Annotated in this window: 14 protein-coding genes and 1 tRNA gene; 7 read left to right on the top strand and 8 right to left on the bottom strand. The window is 65.0% G+C overall.

All coding sequences use genetic code 11. The features are described 5' to 3' along the window. Positions 1-47 precede the first annotated feature (47 nt). The 3 genes from ACTTAI_RS13510 to lipB all read right to left on the bottom strand — a co-directional run bounded on the left by ACTTAI_RS13510 (position 48) and on the right by lipB (position 1806). On the bottom strand, positions 48-431 hold the full coding sequence (locus tag ACTTAI_RS13510; RefSeq protein ID WP_444452065.1) for a VOC family protein: 384 nt from the start codon (positions 429-431) through the stop codon (positions 48-50). A gap of 106 nt (positions 432-537) precedes the next feature. Further along, positions 538-951: a c-type cytochrome gene (locus ACTTAI_RS13505; RefSeq protein ID WP_444452064.1), complete on the bottom strand. Its 414-nt coding sequence runs from the start codon at positions 949-951 to the stop codon at positions 538-540. Between the two features lie 192 nt (positions 952-1143). Further along, the gene (lipB, locus tag ACTTAI_RS13500; protein WP_444452063.1) at positions 1144-1806 is read right to left on the bottom strand and encodes a lipoyl(octanoyl) transferase LipB; all 663 of its coding nucleotides are present in this window, start codon (positions 1804-1806) and stop codon (positions 1144-1146) included. 148 nt (positions 1807-1954) lie between these two features. On the opposite strand from lipB, the gene ACTTAI_RS13495 reads away from it, so the two are divergent. From ACTTAI_RS13495 to ACTTAI_RS13465, 7 genes are all read left to right on the top strand, one after another. Beyond that, entirely contained in the window at positions 1955-3745 is a 1791-nt protein-coding gene (locus ACTTAI_RS13495) for a peptidoglycan-binding domain-containing protein (RefSeq protein ID WP_444452062.1), read from the top strand. Between the two features lie 148 nt (positions 3746-3893). Beyond that, a tRNA-Leu gene (locus tag ACTTAI_RS13490) sits at positions 3894-3980 on the top strand. A 178-nt stretch (positions 3981-4158) separates the two neighbouring features. Then, complete coding sequence (locus ACTTAI_RS13485; RefSeq protein WP_444452061.1) at positions 4159-7086, top strand: Hint domain-containing protein; 2928 nt, start codon at positions 4159-4161, stop codon at positions 7084-7086. Between the two features lie 72 nt (positions 7087-7158). Further along, positions 7159-8262, top strand: coding sequence for an ABC transporter ATP-binding protein (locus ACTTAI_RS13480; protein ID WP_444452060.1), 1104 nt, complete (start codon positions 7159-7161; stop codon positions 8260-8262). A gap of 149 nt (positions 8263-8411) precedes the next feature. Continuing rightward, complete coding sequence (locus ACTTAI_RS13475; protein WP_444452059.1) at positions 8412-9485, top strand: ABC transporter substrate-binding protein; 1074 nt, start codon at positions 8412-8414, stop codon at positions 9483-9485. A gap of 94 nt (positions 9486-9579) precedes the next feature. Next, positions 9580-10845, top strand: a complete 1266-nt coding sequence (locus ACTTAI_RS13470) for an ABC transporter permease (protein ID WP_444452058.1) — start codon at positions 9580-9582, stop codon at positions 10843-10845. A 12-nt stretch (positions 10846-10857) separates the two neighbouring features. Further along, on the top strand, positions 10858-11808 hold the full coding sequence (locus tag ACTTAI_RS13465; protein ID WP_110806032.1) for an ABC transporter permease: 951 nt from the start codon (positions 10858-10860) through the stop codon (positions 11806-11808). 176 nt (positions 11809-11984) lie between these two features. Here ACTTAI_RS13465 and ACTTAI_RS13460 read toward each other — a convergent pair whose 3' ends face one another. Genes ACTTAI_RS13460 through tmk form a run of 5 tightly spaced genes read right to left on the bottom strand, consistent with a single transcriptional unit; the run spans position 11985 to position 16268 of the window. Beyond that, positions 11985-12935 (bottom strand): AEC family transporter, encoded by a 951-nt coding sequence (locus ACTTAI_RS13460; protein ID WP_444452057.1) that lies wholly within the window; start codon positions 12933-12935, stop codon positions 11985-11987. Beyond that, on the bottom strand, positions 12935-13735 hold the full coding sequence (locus tag ACTTAI_RS13455; RefSeq protein WP_444452056.1) for an MBL fold metallo-hydrolase: 801 nt from the start codon (positions 13733-13735) through the stop codon (positions 12935-12937). The genes ACTTAI_RS13460 and ACTTAI_RS13455 overlap by 1 nt, the downstream gene beginning before the upstream one ends. Continuing rightward, the gene (locus ACTTAI_RS13450) at positions 13728-14525 is read right to left on the bottom strand and encodes a TatD family hydrolase (protein WP_444452055.1); all 798 of its coding nucleotides are present in this window, start codon (positions 14523-14525) and stop codon (positions 13728-13730) included. Before ACTTAI_RS13450 ends, ACTTAI_RS13455 begins: the two co-directional genes overlap by 8 nt. A 16-nt stretch (positions 14526-14541) precedes the next feature. Continuing rightward, entirely contained in the window at positions 14542-15651 is a 1110-nt protein-coding gene (locus ACTTAI_RS13445; RefSeq protein ID WP_444452054.1) for a DNA polymerase III subunit delta', read from the bottom strand. After that, positions 15648-16268, bottom strand: a complete 621-nt coding sequence (gene tmk / locus ACTTAI_RS13440) for a dTMP kinase (RefSeq protein WP_444452053.1) — start codon at positions 16266-16268, stop codon at positions 15648-15650. The genes ACTTAI_RS13445 and tmk overlap by 4 nt, the downstream gene beginning before the upstream one ends.

The raw sequence follows: 16268 nt of genomic DNA, 5'->3' as shown, positions 1-16268 counted from the left end.
CCCGTCGCGTCGGGATATTTGGGGCCAAGCCGACCGGACCGCCGGGCTCAGCCGGTGACGGGGGTGCAGATCTCGACCAGCGTGCCCTCGGGCGCGCGGACGTAAGCCGTGGTCTGGCCCCAGTCCATCTCTTCGACGCCCTGCACCAGCGTTGCCCCGGCCTCAACTGCGCGGGCCAGCGCCGTGGCCACGTCCTCGGTTTCGAAGGCCAGCTCGAACGAGGGCAGGGCGGGCGGCGTCTTTGCCACCTGCTTGCCGATCGCCTCCATCAGCGCAATCGCGCTGAAACAGAGCTTCGTCGCCCCGGTGACCATTTCGCCGAAGGTGCCGCTCTCGTGCAGGAAGGCGCGCTCCAGCCCGAAGGCGCGGGCGTAGAAGTCCATCGTGGCGGCAACGTCGGGAACGTAGAGGATCACATAGCGCAGCTGCATCGGGGCCTCCGGGGTTTCGGTCAGCCTAGCCCCGCGCGCGCTTCGTGCCAAATGAAAAGGCCCGGTCGGAGAACCGACCGGGCCCGGAACCAGCAGAAGCCGGATCTTATTTCACAACCGAAGCGAGGTAGGCCGCGACGTCTTCGCCGCCCTTGGCGAGTTTGAACGCCATTTGCGACTTGGCTTTCTTGTCGCCGAGCTTGTCCTTCAGGAAGGCGGTCGGGTCTTGCACGTAGACCGCGATGTCCGCTTCGGTCCAGGCGAAGCCGGTGGCACCGAGCGCGACGATCGAGTCCTTGTATTTGAAGTCCGGGTAGGTGCCGGCGGTGCGGCCGATCACGCCGTAGAGGTTCGGACCGGTTTTCGCGCCCTTGACGATCGCGGTCCCATCGGGAGCGATGATCGAGTGGCAGGTCTTGCACTTGTTGAATTCTTTTTCGCCGGCGGCCGGGTCACCCGCGAAAGCGGGGGCGGCGAGCACGAGCGCGGCGACAGTAGCGGCAGTGAGGCTGATCTTCATCGCTGTATCCTTGGTCTGTTTGCTTGCCCGGTCTCTCGCCGGGGCCAAGGGGCAGATTCCTTACCCGCCCAACGCTTTACCACAAGGCAAAAGGTCGCGCATATCACTTTGTTCCAATTCGATGATGGCCCGGGCAAGATTCCTTGCGCAAAGTGAATGCCAGATGAAGCCGATGCGTTCTTTGTTGAGATTTCAGCGCCCGCACTGCGGCGAAAAATCCGTCTCGAAGCGGCGTTTCAGGGCAAGATCGAGATCGGCCATGGTGACCTGCAATCCGAGATCGACCAGCGAGGTCACGCCATGCTCGCGAATGCCGCAGGGCACGATGCCGGAGAAATGGCTCAGGTCGGGATCGACGTTGATCGAAATGCCGTGAAAGCTGACCCAGCGGCGCAGTTTCACCCCGATCGCGGCGATCTTGTCTTCGCGCATCGCGCCATCCGCCATGGGCGGCTTGTCGGGCCGTGTGACCCAGACGCCGACGCGGCCGTCGCGGATCTCGCCCTTGACGTTGAACTCGGCCAGAGCGCCGATCACCCAGTTTTCCAGCGCCTGCACGAAGCAGCGCACGTCGCGGCCGCGCTTGTTCAGATCCAGCATCACATAGACGACGCGCTGACCCGGGCCATGATAGGTGTATTGCCCGCCGCGACCGGCCTCGAAGACCGGAAAGCGATCCGGATCGGTCAGGTCTTCGCGTCGGGCCGAGGTCCCTGCGGTGTAAAGGGGCGGATGCTCCAGAAGCCAGATCGCCTCGTCAGCGGTGCCCGCCGAGATTGCGGCCACCCGCGCCTCCATGAAGGCCAGCGCGTCGGGGTAGGGCACAAGGCCGTCCGAGGTGATCCATTCGGGCATCTGCATCTCCGTCATCGTATCGAACTAAAGCAATAAAAAACTTGCCTCAAGGATGATTCGGGCAAACACTCACGAGGGTTTTATCTCGACCCGTCGGGAGCGGGTTGCATTTGGGGCGCGCCTGGCGGGTCTCGCATTGGAGGAAGTCATGAAAGGTCGTCAACTCATCACCGGGCTCGTCATGTGTGCGGTCGGGCTTGGCACGGGCAATCCGGTTCTGGCCAATGGCGGCGATGTGATCGGGGGCTTGATCGTCGGCGGTCTTCTGGGGGCGGCGATTGCGAACGACCAGAACCACCGCCGTGCGCCGACCCATCGTTCGAGCGCACCGAAATCCGGCATCTCGAGCGCGCAGCGCGAGCAGAACCGCGAAGTGCAGACGGCGCTGAATTATTTCGGTTATCCGGTCGGCACGCCGGATGGTTCGCTGGGGCCGAAGTCGCGGTCGGCGATCTCGCAATATCAGGCGCTGCTGGGCTTCCCGCCCACCGGCCAGCTGGCCGAGATGGAGCGGCAGATCCTTGTCACCGCCTATAACCGCGCGATGATCGGCGGGCCGCAAGTGCAGCAGATCATCGCCAGCAGCCCGCAGGGCATCCGCGGCATGCTGCTCGCGCAGCGCGACGAGACGCTCGGCACCTCGACCGCCGGGGCCGGTCCGGCGATGATGCCGGGCAGCTCGATCGGCGGGCTGCCGCCCGATGTCTCGTCGGCCGTTTATGAAATCGCCCGCAACGCCAATGTCGATCCGATGCTTCTGATGCAGCGCGCAGGCTTCGTGACGATGACCGATCTGAACGCCGACGGGCGCACCGATTACATGCTCGATACCTCGGTTTCGGGGTCGGGCTTCTGGTGCAATGGCCCGGCCTGCACGGTCGAGATCTTTGCCTCGACGCCGCAGGGCTATCAGCGCAACGACTTCCAGGTGGCCGGGGCGACGCCTGCGATGTTCTCCTGCACGCATGGCGCCTGCGAGGTGAAACCGGGCGGGGCGCCGACGACGGTGGCGGCCCAGCCGATGCCGGTCGCGCCCGCGCCGATGATGCCCACGCTGCCCGCGCCGGTGCCGGTGGCTCAACCCGCCGCGCCCGCGGCCCCCGCCGTGATGCCGAATTTCGCCGCCGCGATGACGCCGCCGAAACTGACGCTGACCAGCTATTGCAGCGCCGTCGGGGCGAAATCCGGGGCGAATGGCGCGCCGCAGACCGTGGCTGCGATGAACGATCCGGCGCAGGCACTGGGCGAGCAGTTCTGTGCCGTCTCCGCCGCCGCCAAGGCCGATGGTGCGGCGCTTGCCGCGCAGATCCCGGGCTTCACCCCGGCGCAGATCGCCGAGCAGTGCAAGGGCTTCTCGGCCGCGCTCAAGGATCAGGTGGCCAAGATCGCCACGACGCCGCGCGATGACATGGTGGCCTCGATTCAGGGCTGGCTGAAGACCTCGGGCATGCCCGAGGCTCAGCTGGCTGCGACCTCCAAAGTCTGCCTTGGTGTCGGCTATGAAACCGATGATGCCGAGATGGCGCTGGCTTCGGCGCTGGTGCTGACCGGCACTGGCAACATGGTCTATGCCGAGATGATCGGTCACCATCTGGCTTCGGGGGTCGGCCTTGAAGCGCAGCCTGCGCTGGCGCTGGACTGGTATGACGTCGGTCTGAATGCCCTCAGCGTCGGTCAGACCCCGGTGTTCCTGCCCGAGCAGACCGACCGCGCCGCGCTGATCAAGAAGGCCGCGCTGGCGATCAATGGTCGGGCCGAGGCGCTGCCGATGCTGCCGGTGCCGGTGATGGCGCAGGCTGCGGCTGAACCGGGCGTGACGGTTTCGACCAAATCGGCCTCGGCCGGTGGTCTGGCGGGCTTTGCCGGGGCGGCGGCCTCGCTGGTCTCGACCGGGGCCTCGATGCTGCCCTCGAAAGGCACCGCCACCGCGGCGCCGTGATCGGCCAAGCCTCGGAAAAGACGACGGGAAGGGGCGCTCTGGCGCCCCTTTTTCATGCCGCGATGAAAGAGATTTTTCGAAACCTGCAAAATGGGGCTTTTCATTCCCCGCGGGCTCGGCTAAATCGCCCCTCACCAAGCCAGAACATGCGGTTGTGGCGGAATTGGTAGACGCGCAGCGTTGAGGTCGCTGTGGGGTAACTCCCGTGAAAGTTCGAGTCTTTTCAACCGCACCACTGGCCTGAAGGCCGCAAGCCCGGAGCGAAAGCTCCGGGCTTCGTCTTTTCCGGCCCGAGCCATTTGCCGCGAAATCCGGTTACTTTCCTTAATCGCGTTAAGGCCGCATTGAGGAATCTGCGTCACTCTCGTCCCAAGAAATCCGCGGTGCAGCGGGGCGGATGGGACGTAAATGAAATGACGACCTGGACCGTCCAGGGACTGTATGGGGCCCAGTTTCAAGTCGAGGGCGGCGGGTCGACGCTCTCACCGGGATCGCAGTTCAAGGTCGATCCTGCCTGGGACTATTCGAGCTCTCGGCGCACCTTCGTCTTTACTGACGACGATTCGAATCTGGCGGGCGACAGCAATTTCCTGGCCGACGAGATCGGCAACGATTCGAACCAGCATGTCGCCGTTTATGACGCCGCGGGCACGTTGCTTCATTCCGGTCAGGTCTATGTCGAGTGGTCTTCGACCTTCACCGATCCATCGGGCACTGTCGTGCACATGTATACGATGGAGATCGGCGGCACGATCATCGGCGAGGTGGTGACCGCACCCCTGACGCCGGGTGTGACCTATCACGTCACCTCCACCGCCGACGAGACAACGGGACCGCTTTTCAGCTCGTTTACCTCGATGAGCTTCGACCCCGATCTGGTCAATACGATTCTCGGCGGCGATTACACCGACAGTATCGCGGCGGGGGCGGGCAACGATACGATCACCGCCGGGGCGGGGGCCGACACGATCGACGGCGGCTCGGGCGACGATTCGATCCAGTTCGGCACGGGCGGCGACTCGGTCCATGGCGGCAGCGGAAACGACTACATCGACGACTGGACCGGAACGACCGGATATGTCTGGAACGACACGCTTTACGGCGATGCGGGCAACGATACGATCTGGGCCGGATCGGGCAACGACCATGTCGATGGCGGCGATGACGACGATTCGATCCGCGGCGAGGATGGCAATGACACGCTCCTTGGCGGCAATGGGCAGGACACGATCCATGGCTGTAACGGGGACGACAGCATCGATGGTGGCGCGGGCAGCGACTCCCTCATGGGCGGGGCGGGCAATGACACCGTTCTGGGGGGAGATGGCGCCGATAGTCTGGCGGGAAATACCGGTAATGATCTGATCCACGGCGATGCCGATGCCGACCGGATCTATTTCGAAACGGGCTGGGGCAGCGACACTGTCTTTGGCGGCGCGACCACCACCACCGGCGGGCACGATTTCGATGTGCTCGACTTCAGCACTGAAACGCTTGCCGGGGTCCAGGTCACTTTCACCGATTCCGAGGATGGCACGGCCAGCCAGGGTACGAATTCGGTCATCTTCGACAACATCGAGGGGATTTACGGCACGGAGCTCGCCGATACGGTGAATGCGGCGATCGACGGCTCGGGGCTCTGGATCGACGGGGCCGCGGGCAATGACAGCCTGATCGGCGGCACCGGCGCCGACACGATGATCGGTGGCTCGGGCGACGATCAGCTGCATGGCGAGGCAGGCAACGACAGCATCGAGGCCGGAGCCGGGGCCGACACAGTCGATGGCGGCACGGGCAATGACACGATCTGGACGGGGGATGGCAACGACTCTGTCTGGGGCGATGCGGGCAATGATCTGATCTATGGCGAGGCGGGCGACGACACGCTTCTGGGGGCGGCGGGCGATGACACGATCTCGGGCGGGACGGGCTCGGATCAGCTTCTGGGCGGCGATGATGCCGATACCTTCCTTTATGATCACGGCGCCGGGGCGGGGTCGATCTATGGCGGCGAGGGGGGCACCGACTTCGACACTGTCGAGCTGCATGGCGCGGCGGCACAAGTCACCTGGGCGGGCTGGGAATGTGGCACGTTCACCTATGCGGGTGATACGGCGACCCATCACTTCTGGGAAATCGAACGGTTCACCGGCACCGATTATGCCGACAGTTTCAATGCCTCGGCGGCGCTGACGGGGGTGACGCTCGATGCCGGGGCGGGCAATGACACGATCACGGGCTCAGCCCTGGCCGACAGTCTGGCGGCGGGGGACGGGGACGACACCATACTGGCGGGCAAGGGCGCCGATACCGTCTCGGCGGGGGCGGGCGATGACCTGATCACCGGCGGCACCGGAGATGATCACATCACCACCGGGCTCGGCCTGGACACGATCCTCATGGCCGATGGCGCGGGCCATGATTACATCACCGATTTCGACCTGTCGTCGAATGGTGCCCTGACCAGTGATCAGCTTGACGTTGCAGGGCTCTTGGACGGCACGAATACGCCGATCAACGTCTGGGACGTGTCGGTGAGTGACGATGGCCTTGGCAATGCGCTGCTGACCTTTCCCGATGGCACCTCGGTGACGCTTCTGGGGATCGCACCCGCGACTGTTCGGGCCCCCGGCATGCTGCATGCCATGGGCGTGCCCTGCCTTGTGGCCGGGACGCGGGTGGCGACACCGCGCGGCCCGGTCCCGGTCGAGGCGCTGCGCCCGGGCGATCTGGTCACGGTGCGCGACGGCCCGCCGTTGCCGGTGCTCTGGATCGGCACCCGGCATGTCTCCGGCCCGGAGCTTGCGGCCGATCCGAAGCTGCGTCCGGTGGAGATCAAGGCGGGTCGGCTTGGCAATGCGAGCCCGGTGCAGCTGTCGCCGCAGCATGGCGTTGCGGTTCCGGGCGGGCTGCTGGCGCGGGCCGGGCATCTGGCGGCGACGGGATGGGGCGGGGCGCGGGTGCTCAACGGACTTACGCGCCCGTCGGACGGGGTGCTTTATCTCCATCTGCTTTTGCCGCGCCATGCGCTGATCTCTGTCGAGGGCCTCTGGGTCGAGAGTTTCTGGCCTGGCCCCATGGGAATCGCTGCACTGGATCTGGCAGCAAAAGCGACACTGATTCGGGCGATTCCGGCATTGGCAGGGGTGGTTTGGGCGGGGGCACCTGTCCAAAAGGCCTATGGTCCCCCGGTGGGCCGGTTTTTGCGGCGCTGCCAAATTGATCGCGCTGCATGTGCGAACTGGTCGCGCATCACCCGCAATTTGACGCATTCTGACGGTTTTGTGACCGAAGCGGCGGTGACGCACACCGCTTTCACGCGATTGGGAAATCCCGGTTGAAATCCGGGGGCAGCGCTGTTTTAGTCTGCCTCACGGGAGCTAACGAACCAGAAAAACCACGGGGAGCCCGCATTGACTGCGACAACGACCGACGAAGGATTCGTCGTCTTCGACCATGTGCAGAAAAGCTATGACGGCGAGACGCTCGTCGTCAAAGATCTGAACCTGTCGATTGCGAAGGGCGAATTCCTGACCATGCTCGGGCCTTCGGGTTCGGGCAAGACCACCTGCCTGATGATGCTTGCGGGCTTCGAGACGGCAACGAACGGGCGCATCCTGCTTGACGGGACCAACATCAACGAACTGCCGCCGCACAAGCGCGGCATCGGGATGGTGTTCCAGAACTATGCGCTGTTCCCGCACATGACCGTCGCCGAGAACCTGTCCTTCCCGCTCGAAGTGCGCGGCATGGGCAAGTCCGAACGCGAAGCCAAGGTGATGCGCGCGCTCGACATGGTGCAGATGGGCAAATTCGCCAACCGCCGTCCGGCGCAGATGTCGGGCGGTCAGCAGCAGCGCGTGGCGCTGGCCCGGGCGCTGGTCTTCGATCCGGCGCTGGTTTTGATGGACGAACCGCTGGGCGCGCTCGACAAACAGCTGCGCGAACACATGCAGTTCGAAATCAAGCACCTGCACGACAGCCTTGGCCTGACGGTGGTCTATGTGACCCACGATCAGGGCGAAGCGCTGACGATGTCGGACCGTGTCGCCGTGTTCAACGATGGCCGGATCCAGCAGCTGGCGCCGCCGGATGAGCTTTACGAGCGGCCGAAGAACAGCTTCGTCGCGCAATTCATCGGCGAGAACAACAAGCTGCCGGGCACGGTCGAAGAGCTGGATGGCGAGAAATGCCTTGTCCGGCTTGCAACGGGCGAGATCATCGACGCGACGCCGGTGAACATCCGCCACAAGGGGCAGCAGACGCTGGTCTCGATCCGCCCCGAACGGGTGGAATTCAAACCCGAGATGATGCCGCCGGGCGCCCACATGATCGACGCCGAAGTCCTCGAAGTGATCTACATGGGCGATATCTTCCGCACGCGCATGAAGGTTGCGGGCAGCACGGATTTCGTGATGAAATCGCGCAACACGATCGGCCAGACCAAGCTGCATCCGGGCCAGCACGTGAAGATCGGCTGGCATCCGGCCGACGCACGGGCGCTCGATCCGATGTAAGATCGCAGAAGACCGGGACCGAGGGATGAGATCCGGCCGCCAGGCGGCCAAACCAAGACAAGATGCGGCGGTGCCGCCGTATCATCCGCAAAGCGGGGAAACATCCGCAGGCGGGCATCCAACAGCCAAATCAACAAGGGAGTAACCTCATGAAGAAACTTCTGATCGTCACCACGGCGCTGGTTGGCGTTTCTGCCGCCGCTCAGGCGCAGGAACTCAACGTCGTCTCCTGGGGCGGCGCCTACACGGTTTCGCAGGTCGAGGCCTATCACAAGCCTTTCACCGCGATGACCGGCATCAAGATCAACTCGATCGACGCCGACAACCCGGCCGCTCCGGTGAAAGCCCAGGCCGAAGCCGGCAACGTCTCGATCGACCTCGCCGACGTCGAACTCTCCGACGCGATCAAGATGTGCGACGAAGGCCTGCTCGAGACGATCGATCCGGCGACGCTGCCCGCCGCGCCCGATGGCACCCCGGCCACCGAAGACTTCGTGCCGGGCGCGATCCAGGATTGCGCCGTTGCGAACATCGTCTGGGCGACCGTCATCGCCTATGACAAGACCAAGGTCGGCGACACCCCGCCCACCACGGTCGCCGACTTCTTCGACACCAAGAAATACCCGGGCAAGCGCGGTCTGCTGAAAGCCGCCAAGCGCACGATGGAACTGGCGCTTTACGCCGATGGCGTTCCGGCCGACCAGATCTATGACGTGCTCGGCACCCCGGAAGGCGTCGAGCGCGCGCTGAAGAAACTCGACACCATCAAGTCGGACATCGTCTGGTGGGAAGCTGGCGCGCAACCGCCGCAACTGCTCGCCGACGGCGAAGTCGTGATGACGAACGGCTACAACGGCCGCTTCTTCGCCGCCGAAGTCGGTGAAGGCAAGCCCTTCGGCACCGTCTGGGACGGCTCCTACATGGACTATGACCTGTGGGTGATCCCGAAAGACGCGCCGCACAAGGAAGATGCGAAGAAATTCCTCGCCTTCTCGACCGACACCCAGCGTCTGGCCGATCAGGCCAAGTGGATCTCCTACGGTCCGGCCCGCAAGTCGTCGAACGCCCTTGTCGGCCTCTATCAGGACGGCAAGACCGAAATGGCGCCCTACATGCCGACCAACCCGGACAACATGAAGTCGCCGATCTGGACCGACCCGACCTTCTGGGCCGACCATGACACCGAGCTGAACGAAAAGTTCAACGCTTGGCTGGCTGGCTGATCGCCCGAGTTTCGACGGGCGGGGGAAACCCCGCCCGACCGCCTCTCCGCCGCATGTCCTGCGGCGGCCCTTCCTCACATGTCCGGGGAACCGAATGACCGACGCAACCACCGACCTTGCCACCGGGCCGATCATCACCAATGACGGGCGCCCGCTCAAGGCAGCTCTCGCCGCCTCGCTCGCCGTCCGCCGCCGCCGTGCCTTCCTGCTTGTTGCACCGCTCTTTCTGTTCATTCTGATCAGTTTCATCATCCCGATCGGGCAGATGCTGGGCAAGTCGATCTACAACGACGGCTTTTCCGCCCATGCCCCCGCGCTGGCCGCCTGGTTCGACAGCCATCCCGCCGGATCGGAGATCGACGAAAGCGCCTATTTGGCGCTGCGCGACGATCTGGTGGCGATGAAGAAGGACAAGACCGCTGGCGAAGCGGGCACGCGGATCAACTATGACGTGTCCGGAACCCGCTCGCTCTTTACTGCGGCCGCCCGCGGCGCCGAGAAGATGGAACCGCCCTACAAGGAGGCCTTCCTCAAGCTCGACAAGAAATGGGGCGATCTGAATATCTGGCGCGCGATGCGTTCGGCCTCGTCGCCCTTCACCATGGATTTCTATCTGGCTGCGAATGACCTCAAGCGCGACGAGACCGGCAAGATCGTCTCGGTGGGAGAGGGGCAGGCGGTCTACAAGAAACTGATGCTGCGCACGCTGATGCTGTCTTTGGAAATCACCGCGATCTGCCTGCTGATCGGTTTTCCGATCGCGCATCTTCTGGCGACGCTGCCGATGCGCAAGGCGATGCTGCTGATGATCTTCGTTCTGCTGCCGTTCTGGACTTCGCTTCTGGTGCGCACCACCGCCTGGATGGTTCTTTTGCAGCAACAGGGCGTGCTCAATGATCTGATGGTCTGGCTTGGCATCATCGGCGACGATGGCCGCGTGCAGATGATCTACAACCAGATGGGTACGATCATCGCGATGACCCATATCCTTTTGCCCTTCACGATCCTGCCGCTTTACTCGGTGATGAAGACGATCCCGCCGAGCTATGTCCGCGCCGCCCGCTCGCTCGGGGCGACCTCGTGGACGGCCTTCCGCCGGGTCTATCTGCCGCAAACGCTGCCGGGTGTCGGGGCAGGGGGCCTTTTGGTCTTCATTCTGGCGATGGGCTACTACATCACCCCGGCCCTCGTGGGGGGCGCCGATGGCCAGATGATCTCCAACCTGATCGCCTTCCACATGCAGAAATCGCTCAACTGGTCGCTTGCCGCCGCCCTGGCCGCGCAACTGCTGCTCGTCGTGCTGATCTTCTTCTGGATCTACGACCGCCTCGTCGGCATCGACAAGATGAAGCTGGGCTGAGAGGACGAACCCATGGCACTTCCCGTCTACGCAACCCCGCTCGAAAAGCTGTGGCACTACACCTACCTTGGTATCTGTGCGCTGATCTTCCTGTTCCTGATTGCGCCGGTGATCATCGTGATCCCGCTCAGTTTCAACGCCGAGCCCTATTTCACCTTCACCGAGAAGATGATGACGCTCGACCCCAGCGGCTATTCGCTGCGCTGGTATGACAGCCTGATCACCTTCGGGATGCAGAACCCCGATGCGCCGCGCGATGCGGCCTTCTGGTGGGATTTCTGGCAGAATGCGACCTGGGTGCAGGTGACGAAACATTCGGTGATCATCGGTGTTTTCGCGACGCTGATCTCGGCCGGGCTTGGCACTATCGCGGCGCTGGGTCTGACCCGCCCGGAGATGCCCTGGCGCAAGCCGATCATGGCGGTGCTGATCTCGCCGATGATCGTGCCGATCATCATCTCGGCGACCGGCATGTTCTTCTTCTACTCGATGAAGTGGATGCCGATGCTGACCGAGGACGGGATCGGCTTTGGACGCCTTGCGGGCACCTATGCGGGCATCATCCTTGCCCATGCCGCTCTGGGCATTCCCTTCGTGATCATCACCGTGACGGCGACGCTCTCGGGCTTCGACCAATCGCTTGTCCGCGCCGCCGCCTCGCTGGGTGCCAATCCCCGCACCGCCTTCTTCCGGGTGCAGATGCCGCTGATCATGCCGGGCGTCGTTTCGGGCGGGCTTTTCGCCTTCACCACTTCGTTTGACGAGGTCGTGGCCGTGCTCTTCATCGCGGCGAATGACCAGCAAACGATCCCGCGGCAGATGTGGAACGGCATCCGCGAGCAGATCAGCCCCGCGATCCTCGCCGTGGCCACGCTCCTTGTGATCATCTCGGTCGCGCTGCTGACCGTGGTGGAACTGCTGCGCCGCCGCTCGGAGCGCCTGCGCGGGATGAGCCCGACCTGAGACGGGGCGACATTCGGAACCGGAGAGAGGGGGGCTCTGCCCCCTCTTTTGCTTTGCAAAATTCACCCCCGGGATATTTCGGGCAAGATAAAACCGATCTCGTTTCAGGGATTTATCTTGCCACAAATATCTCGGGGGGAGTCCCGCAGGGACGGGGGGCAGCGCCCCCCTTTGGCTTACGGCAGGATCGCGAGCCAGACCCAGATCGACAGGATCGAGAGCGCGGTGGCGATCAGCACGCTGGACGCCGCCACGCGCTGCGCTGTGCCGTAGAGGTTCGCGAAGAGATAGGCGTTGACGCCGGGCGCCATCGCCGCGGTCAGTACCGCCGAGCGCAGCCCGGCCACCGGCGTGTGAAAGACGAAATGCGCAAGGCTGTAGGCGATGCCCGGATGCACGATCAGCGAAAGCGCGGTGACCATCGCGATGGCGCGGCCGTCGCCCTCGGGGCGGTAGCGCAGCAGCACCCCGCCCAGACCGAAAAGCGCGGCGGGGAGCGCCGCTTGCGCGATCATGTCCATCGCCGCCATCAGCGGCCCCGGCACGGCCTGGCCCGTCAGCGCCGACAGCGCCTGCAGCGCGAAACCGCACAGGATGCCGATGACGAGCGGCGTGCGCAGGATGCCGAGAAGTGCGTTCAGCCCCACGCGCGACAGCCCCGCGCCGGTGCCGTGGCTTCGCACCCATTCCATCGCGACGATGCCGACCGTGTAGAAGAAGGGCGAGTGAAACGAGATGATCGCGAAATTGCCCGCCAGCGCATCGGGGCCATAGGCGCGCTCGGTGATCGGCACGCCGAGCAGCAGCGAGTTCGAGAACATCGCCGCAAAGCCGATCGCCACCGCATCGGGGCCGGTCCGTTTCAGCCAGATCCGCGCCGCAAGGCTGCCGATCGCAAAGCACGACAGCGCCCCGGCGTAAAAGGAGAGCATCGGGCCGGGGTCGTAGCTGGCCGACAGGTCCAGCTTCGCGATCGAGCGGGCCAGCAGCACCGGCACGGCGAAATTCTGGGCGAAGCGCATCAGCCCCTCGACCGCGGGGGCGCTGAAAAGCCCTTTCCAGGCAACCAGATAGCCAAAGCCGATCACCAGAAAGACCGGCAAGATGACATCGATCAGCGCCGACATCAGACGGCCAGTTCCAGCACCATCCCGTCATAGGCGGCGCGGACATGGGCCGGGGTCTCGCGCTCCAGATCCGAATGGTCGAGGTCGATATGCATGTTCGTCAGCACCGCTTCCTTTGGCGCCGCCCGCGCGATCCACTCAAGCGACAGCGCCAGATGCGCATGGCTCGGATGCGGTTTGCGGCGCAGGGCATCGAGCACCCAGAGGTCCAGTCCCTGCAGCACCGGCCAGACCGGTTCGGGAATGGCCGAGACATCGGGCAGATAGGCCAGCCCGCCGATGCGGAAACCAAGCGCCGGGATATTGCCGTGCTCGACCCGGAACGGGACCAGCGTCACCGGCCCGCCGGCGCCGGTGATGGTGAAGGGGCCGTCGATCCGGTTCAGGGTGCAGATCGGCGGGTAGTCACTGCCCGCGGGCTGCACGAAGGCATAGTCAAAACGCAGAAGCAGCGCCTCGGTCGTGGGGGGATCGGCCCAGACCGGCAGGCGCGCATGCATGTTGAAGGTGATCTGCCTTATGTCATCGAGCCCGTGCATGTGATCGGCATGCGGATGGGTGAAGGCCACGGCGTCGAGCGTCGCGACCTCGGCGCGCAGAAGTTGCTCGCGCAGGTCTGGCGAGGTGTCGATGAGCACGCGGGTGATGCCCGCCGCGCCGATCCGCTCGACCAGCATCGAGCAGCGGGTGCGGCGGTTCTTCGGGTTCGCCGGATCGCATTCGCCCCAATGACCGCCGATGCGCGGCACGCCGCCCGAGGAGCCGCAGCCAAGGATGGTGAAGCGCAGCCGGTCAGCCATGGCAGGCCTTTGCGAAAAGACGGTCGAAATTGGCGGTCGTGGCAGCGGCGAAGTCGGGCAGGGACAGGCCAAAGACCTCGGCGCCGATCTTCGCGGTATGGGCGGTATAGGCGGGCTCGTTGCGGCGACCGCGGAAGGGCGGCGGGGCCAGATAGGGCGCGTCGGTCTCGAGCAGGATCCGGTCCAAGGGCGCGGTCTTGAAGATGTCGCGGATCTCTTGCGATTTCGGGAAGGTGGCGACGCCCGACATGGAAAGATAGCAGCCGAGGTCCAGCGTCACCCGGGCCAGCTCCGGCCCCGAGGAGAAGCAATGCATGACGCAGCCAAAGGGCTTGCGCTTCATCCCCTCGGTCAGGATCGCGGCCATGTCGTCATCGGCGGCGCGGGAATGGATGATCAGCGGCAGGCCGGTTTCCTGCGCCGCCTCGATATGCAGGCAGAGCGAAACCTTTTGAATCTCAGCGCTTTCCGCGGTGTAGTGGTAATCCAGCCCGGTCTCGCCCAGCCCGACGAATTTCGGATGCGCGGCAAGGGCCACCAGTTCCTCGACCGTCGCCATGGGCTCCTCGGCGGCGCTCATCGGATGGGTGCCCGCGGCCCAGAAGACGCCCTCGTAAGCCTCGGAGATCGCGCGGACTTGCGGCACGTTGCGCAGGCGGGTGCAGATCGTCACCATCCGCGTCACCCCGGCCGCGCGGGCACGGGCGACGACCTCGGGCAGTTCTTCCGCGAAGTCGGGGAAATCGAGGTGACAATGGCTGTCGACAAGAAGCGGAAGGGGCTCGGTCAAGGGACTCTCCTGCCGCCTAGGGCGCGGCGTTGATTGCCAGAACCATATCCATGACCAGCGTCGCCGGGTCAAGATTGACCGCCTTGCCATGCCGCGCCCGCGCGCCCAGATCCTGATGCAGCCCGGCCCATTTCTGTGCCGCCGCGCCATCGGGGCAAAGCCGCGTCAGCAGCGCCGCTTCGCCCGGGGCGGCCTCGGGCTGCGGCGCGCCGGTCAGACCCGCGCGGGCGAGACGGGCGAGGAACAGATCCATCAGGCCGAGCATCAGATCGAACCGCGCCTCGTTGCCCTTGCCGGTCATGCCCTCGGCCAGCGCCCAGGCCTTTTGCCGGTCGATCCGGGGCAGGCCCGAGAGCAGCCCGACAAGCGCGCGATAGGCGTCGAGCCCGTCGAGATTGATCAGCCGGATCGCCTCGCCGACCGAGCCACCGGCAAGGGCCGAAAGCGCCAGCGTGTCCTCGGTCTCGGCGCCCGCGCCCTGAAGCGCCTGCGCCAGATCCTCGGGGGCGAGCGCCGCCAGCCGCAATTCGCGGCAGCGCGAGCGGATCGTCGGCAAAAGCCGGGCGGGCTGGTGCGTGACGAGCAGGAAGGTGACCAGCGGCGGCGGCTCTTCGAGCAGTTTGAGCAGGGCATTCGCCCCGGCGGTGGCCAGTTCATCCGCGGCATCGACGATCACCACGCGCCGCCCGCCATCGGCGGCGGAAAGGTGCAGAAACGAGGTCAGCTTGCGCACCTCGACCACGCGGATGTCTTCCGAAAGGGCGGTTTCCTTGTCGTTCGGACCGCGCTTGAGATGGAAAAGGCGCGGCTCGGCCCCGGCCAGCAGACGGCGGCTGACCGGATGCTCGGGGTCGGCATCCAGATTGCGCGGCGGCTCGGGGGCACCGAAGAGCCCGCCGCCGCCGTCGAGCGGTTGCGTCAGCAAAAACCGCGCGATGCGCCAAGCGAGCGTCGCCTTGCCGACGCCGCGCGGGCCGGTCAGCATCCAGGCGTGGTGCAGCCGATGCGAATTGAAGGCGGTCAGGAAATCCGCCTCGGCCTTCTCCTGACCGTAAATATGCGTAGTCTGGCGCGGGTGGGGCGCACCCTCGATCTGCGTCGGATCGGGAAGTTCGTCGCGGCTCATGCGCGGGTGCCTAGCGCGGCAAGGGTCAGCGCCAACACCTCTGCCGCGACGGCCTCTGGCGCACGATCGCCCTCGATCACCTTGAAGCGGTTCGAGAATTCCTGCGCAAGGGTCAGGAAGCCGTCGCGCATCCGGGCCTGCATCGCAAGCCCCATATCCTCGAAGCGTTCCTCGTGGCCCTGCCGCCCCTTGGCGCGCGAGAGCCCGACAGCGGGGTCGATATCGATCAGGAAGGTCAGGTCCGGCTCGCGCCCGATTATCATCCGGTGCAGATCGTCGACCAGCGCCCGCAGATCGCCGCGCGAGAGGCCCTGATACATCCGCGTGCTGTCGGCAAAGCGGTCGCAGATCACGACCTTGCCCGCGGCCAAAGCGGGTTCGATCGTGCGTTCCAGATGGTCGCGCCGCGCGGCGGTGAAGAGCAGGATCTCGGTCTTGGCCGACCAGCGGTCGGGATCGCCCTGCAACACAAGCGCGCGAATTTCCTCGGCCCCGGGGCTGCCGCCCGGCTCGCGGGTGCGGAGCACATCGCGGCCAAGCCCGGTCAGCGCCTCGGCCAGAAGCCGGGCCTGCGTGGATTTGCCCGAGCCGTCGATGCCCTCGAAAGTGATGAACAT

The organism is Rhodobacter capsulatus, from assembly GCF_052363175.1.
Lineage (GTDB): Bacteria > Pseudomonadota > Alphaproteobacteria > Rhodobacterales > Rhodobacteraceae > Rhodobacter > Rhodobacter capsulatus_D.
The sequence above is the reverse complement of the archived record's forward strand: the minus strand, read 5'-3'. Positions and strand labels throughout refer to the sequence as shown.

Excerpts from the sequence above, each read along its gene's own strand:
- ACTTAI_RS13510 (WP_444452065.1), bottom strand. The coding sequence starts at position 431 with ATGCAGCTGCGCTATGTGATCCTCTACGTTCCCGACGTTGCCGCCACG.
- ACTTAI_RS13505 (WP_444452064.1), bottom strand. The coding sequence starts at position 951 with ATGAAGATCAGCCTCACTGCCGCTACTGTCGCCGCGCTCGTGCTCGCC.
- lipB (WP_444452063.1), bottom strand. The coding sequence starts at position 1,806 with ATGCCCGAATGGATCACCTCGGACGGCCTTGTGCCCTACCCCGACGCG.
- ACTTAI_RS13495 (WP_444452062.1), top strand. The coding sequence starts at position 1,955 with ATGAAAGGTCGTCAACTCATCACCGGGCTCGTCATGTGTGCGGTCGGG.
- ACTTAI_RS13485 (WP_444452061.1), top strand. The coding sequence starts at position 4,159 with ATGACGACCTGGACCGTCCAGGGACTGTATGGGGCCCAGTTTCAAGTC.
- ACTTAI_RS13475 (WP_444452059.1), top strand. The coding sequence starts at position 8,412 with ATGAAGAAACTTCTGATCGTCACCACGGCGCTGGTTGGCGTTTCTGCC.
- ACTTAI_RS13470 (WP_444452058.1), top strand. The coding sequence starts at position 9,580 with ATGACCGACGCAACCACCGACCTTGCCACCGGGCCGATCATCACCAAT.
- ACTTAI_RS13465 (WP_110806032.1), top strand. The coding sequence starts at position 10,858 with ATGGCACTTCCCGTCTACGCAACCCCGCTCGAAAAGCTGTGGCACTAC.
- ACTTAI_RS13460 (WP_444452057.1), bottom strand. The coding sequence starts at position 12,935 with ATGTCGGCGCTGATCGATGTCATCTTGCCGGTCTTTCTGGTGATCGGC.
- ACTTAI_RS13455 (WP_444452056.1), bottom strand. The coding sequence starts at position 13,735 with ATGGCTGACCGGCTGCGCTTCACCATCCTTGGCTGCGGCTCCTCGGGC.
- ACTTAI_RS13445 (WP_444452054.1), bottom strand. The coding sequence starts at position 15,651 with ATGAGCCGCGACGAACTTCCCGATCCGACGCAGATCGAGGGTGCGCCC.
- tmk (WP_444452053.1), bottom strand. The coding sequence starts at position 16,268 with ATGTTCATCACTTTCGAGGGCATCGACGGCTCGGGCAAATCCACGCAG.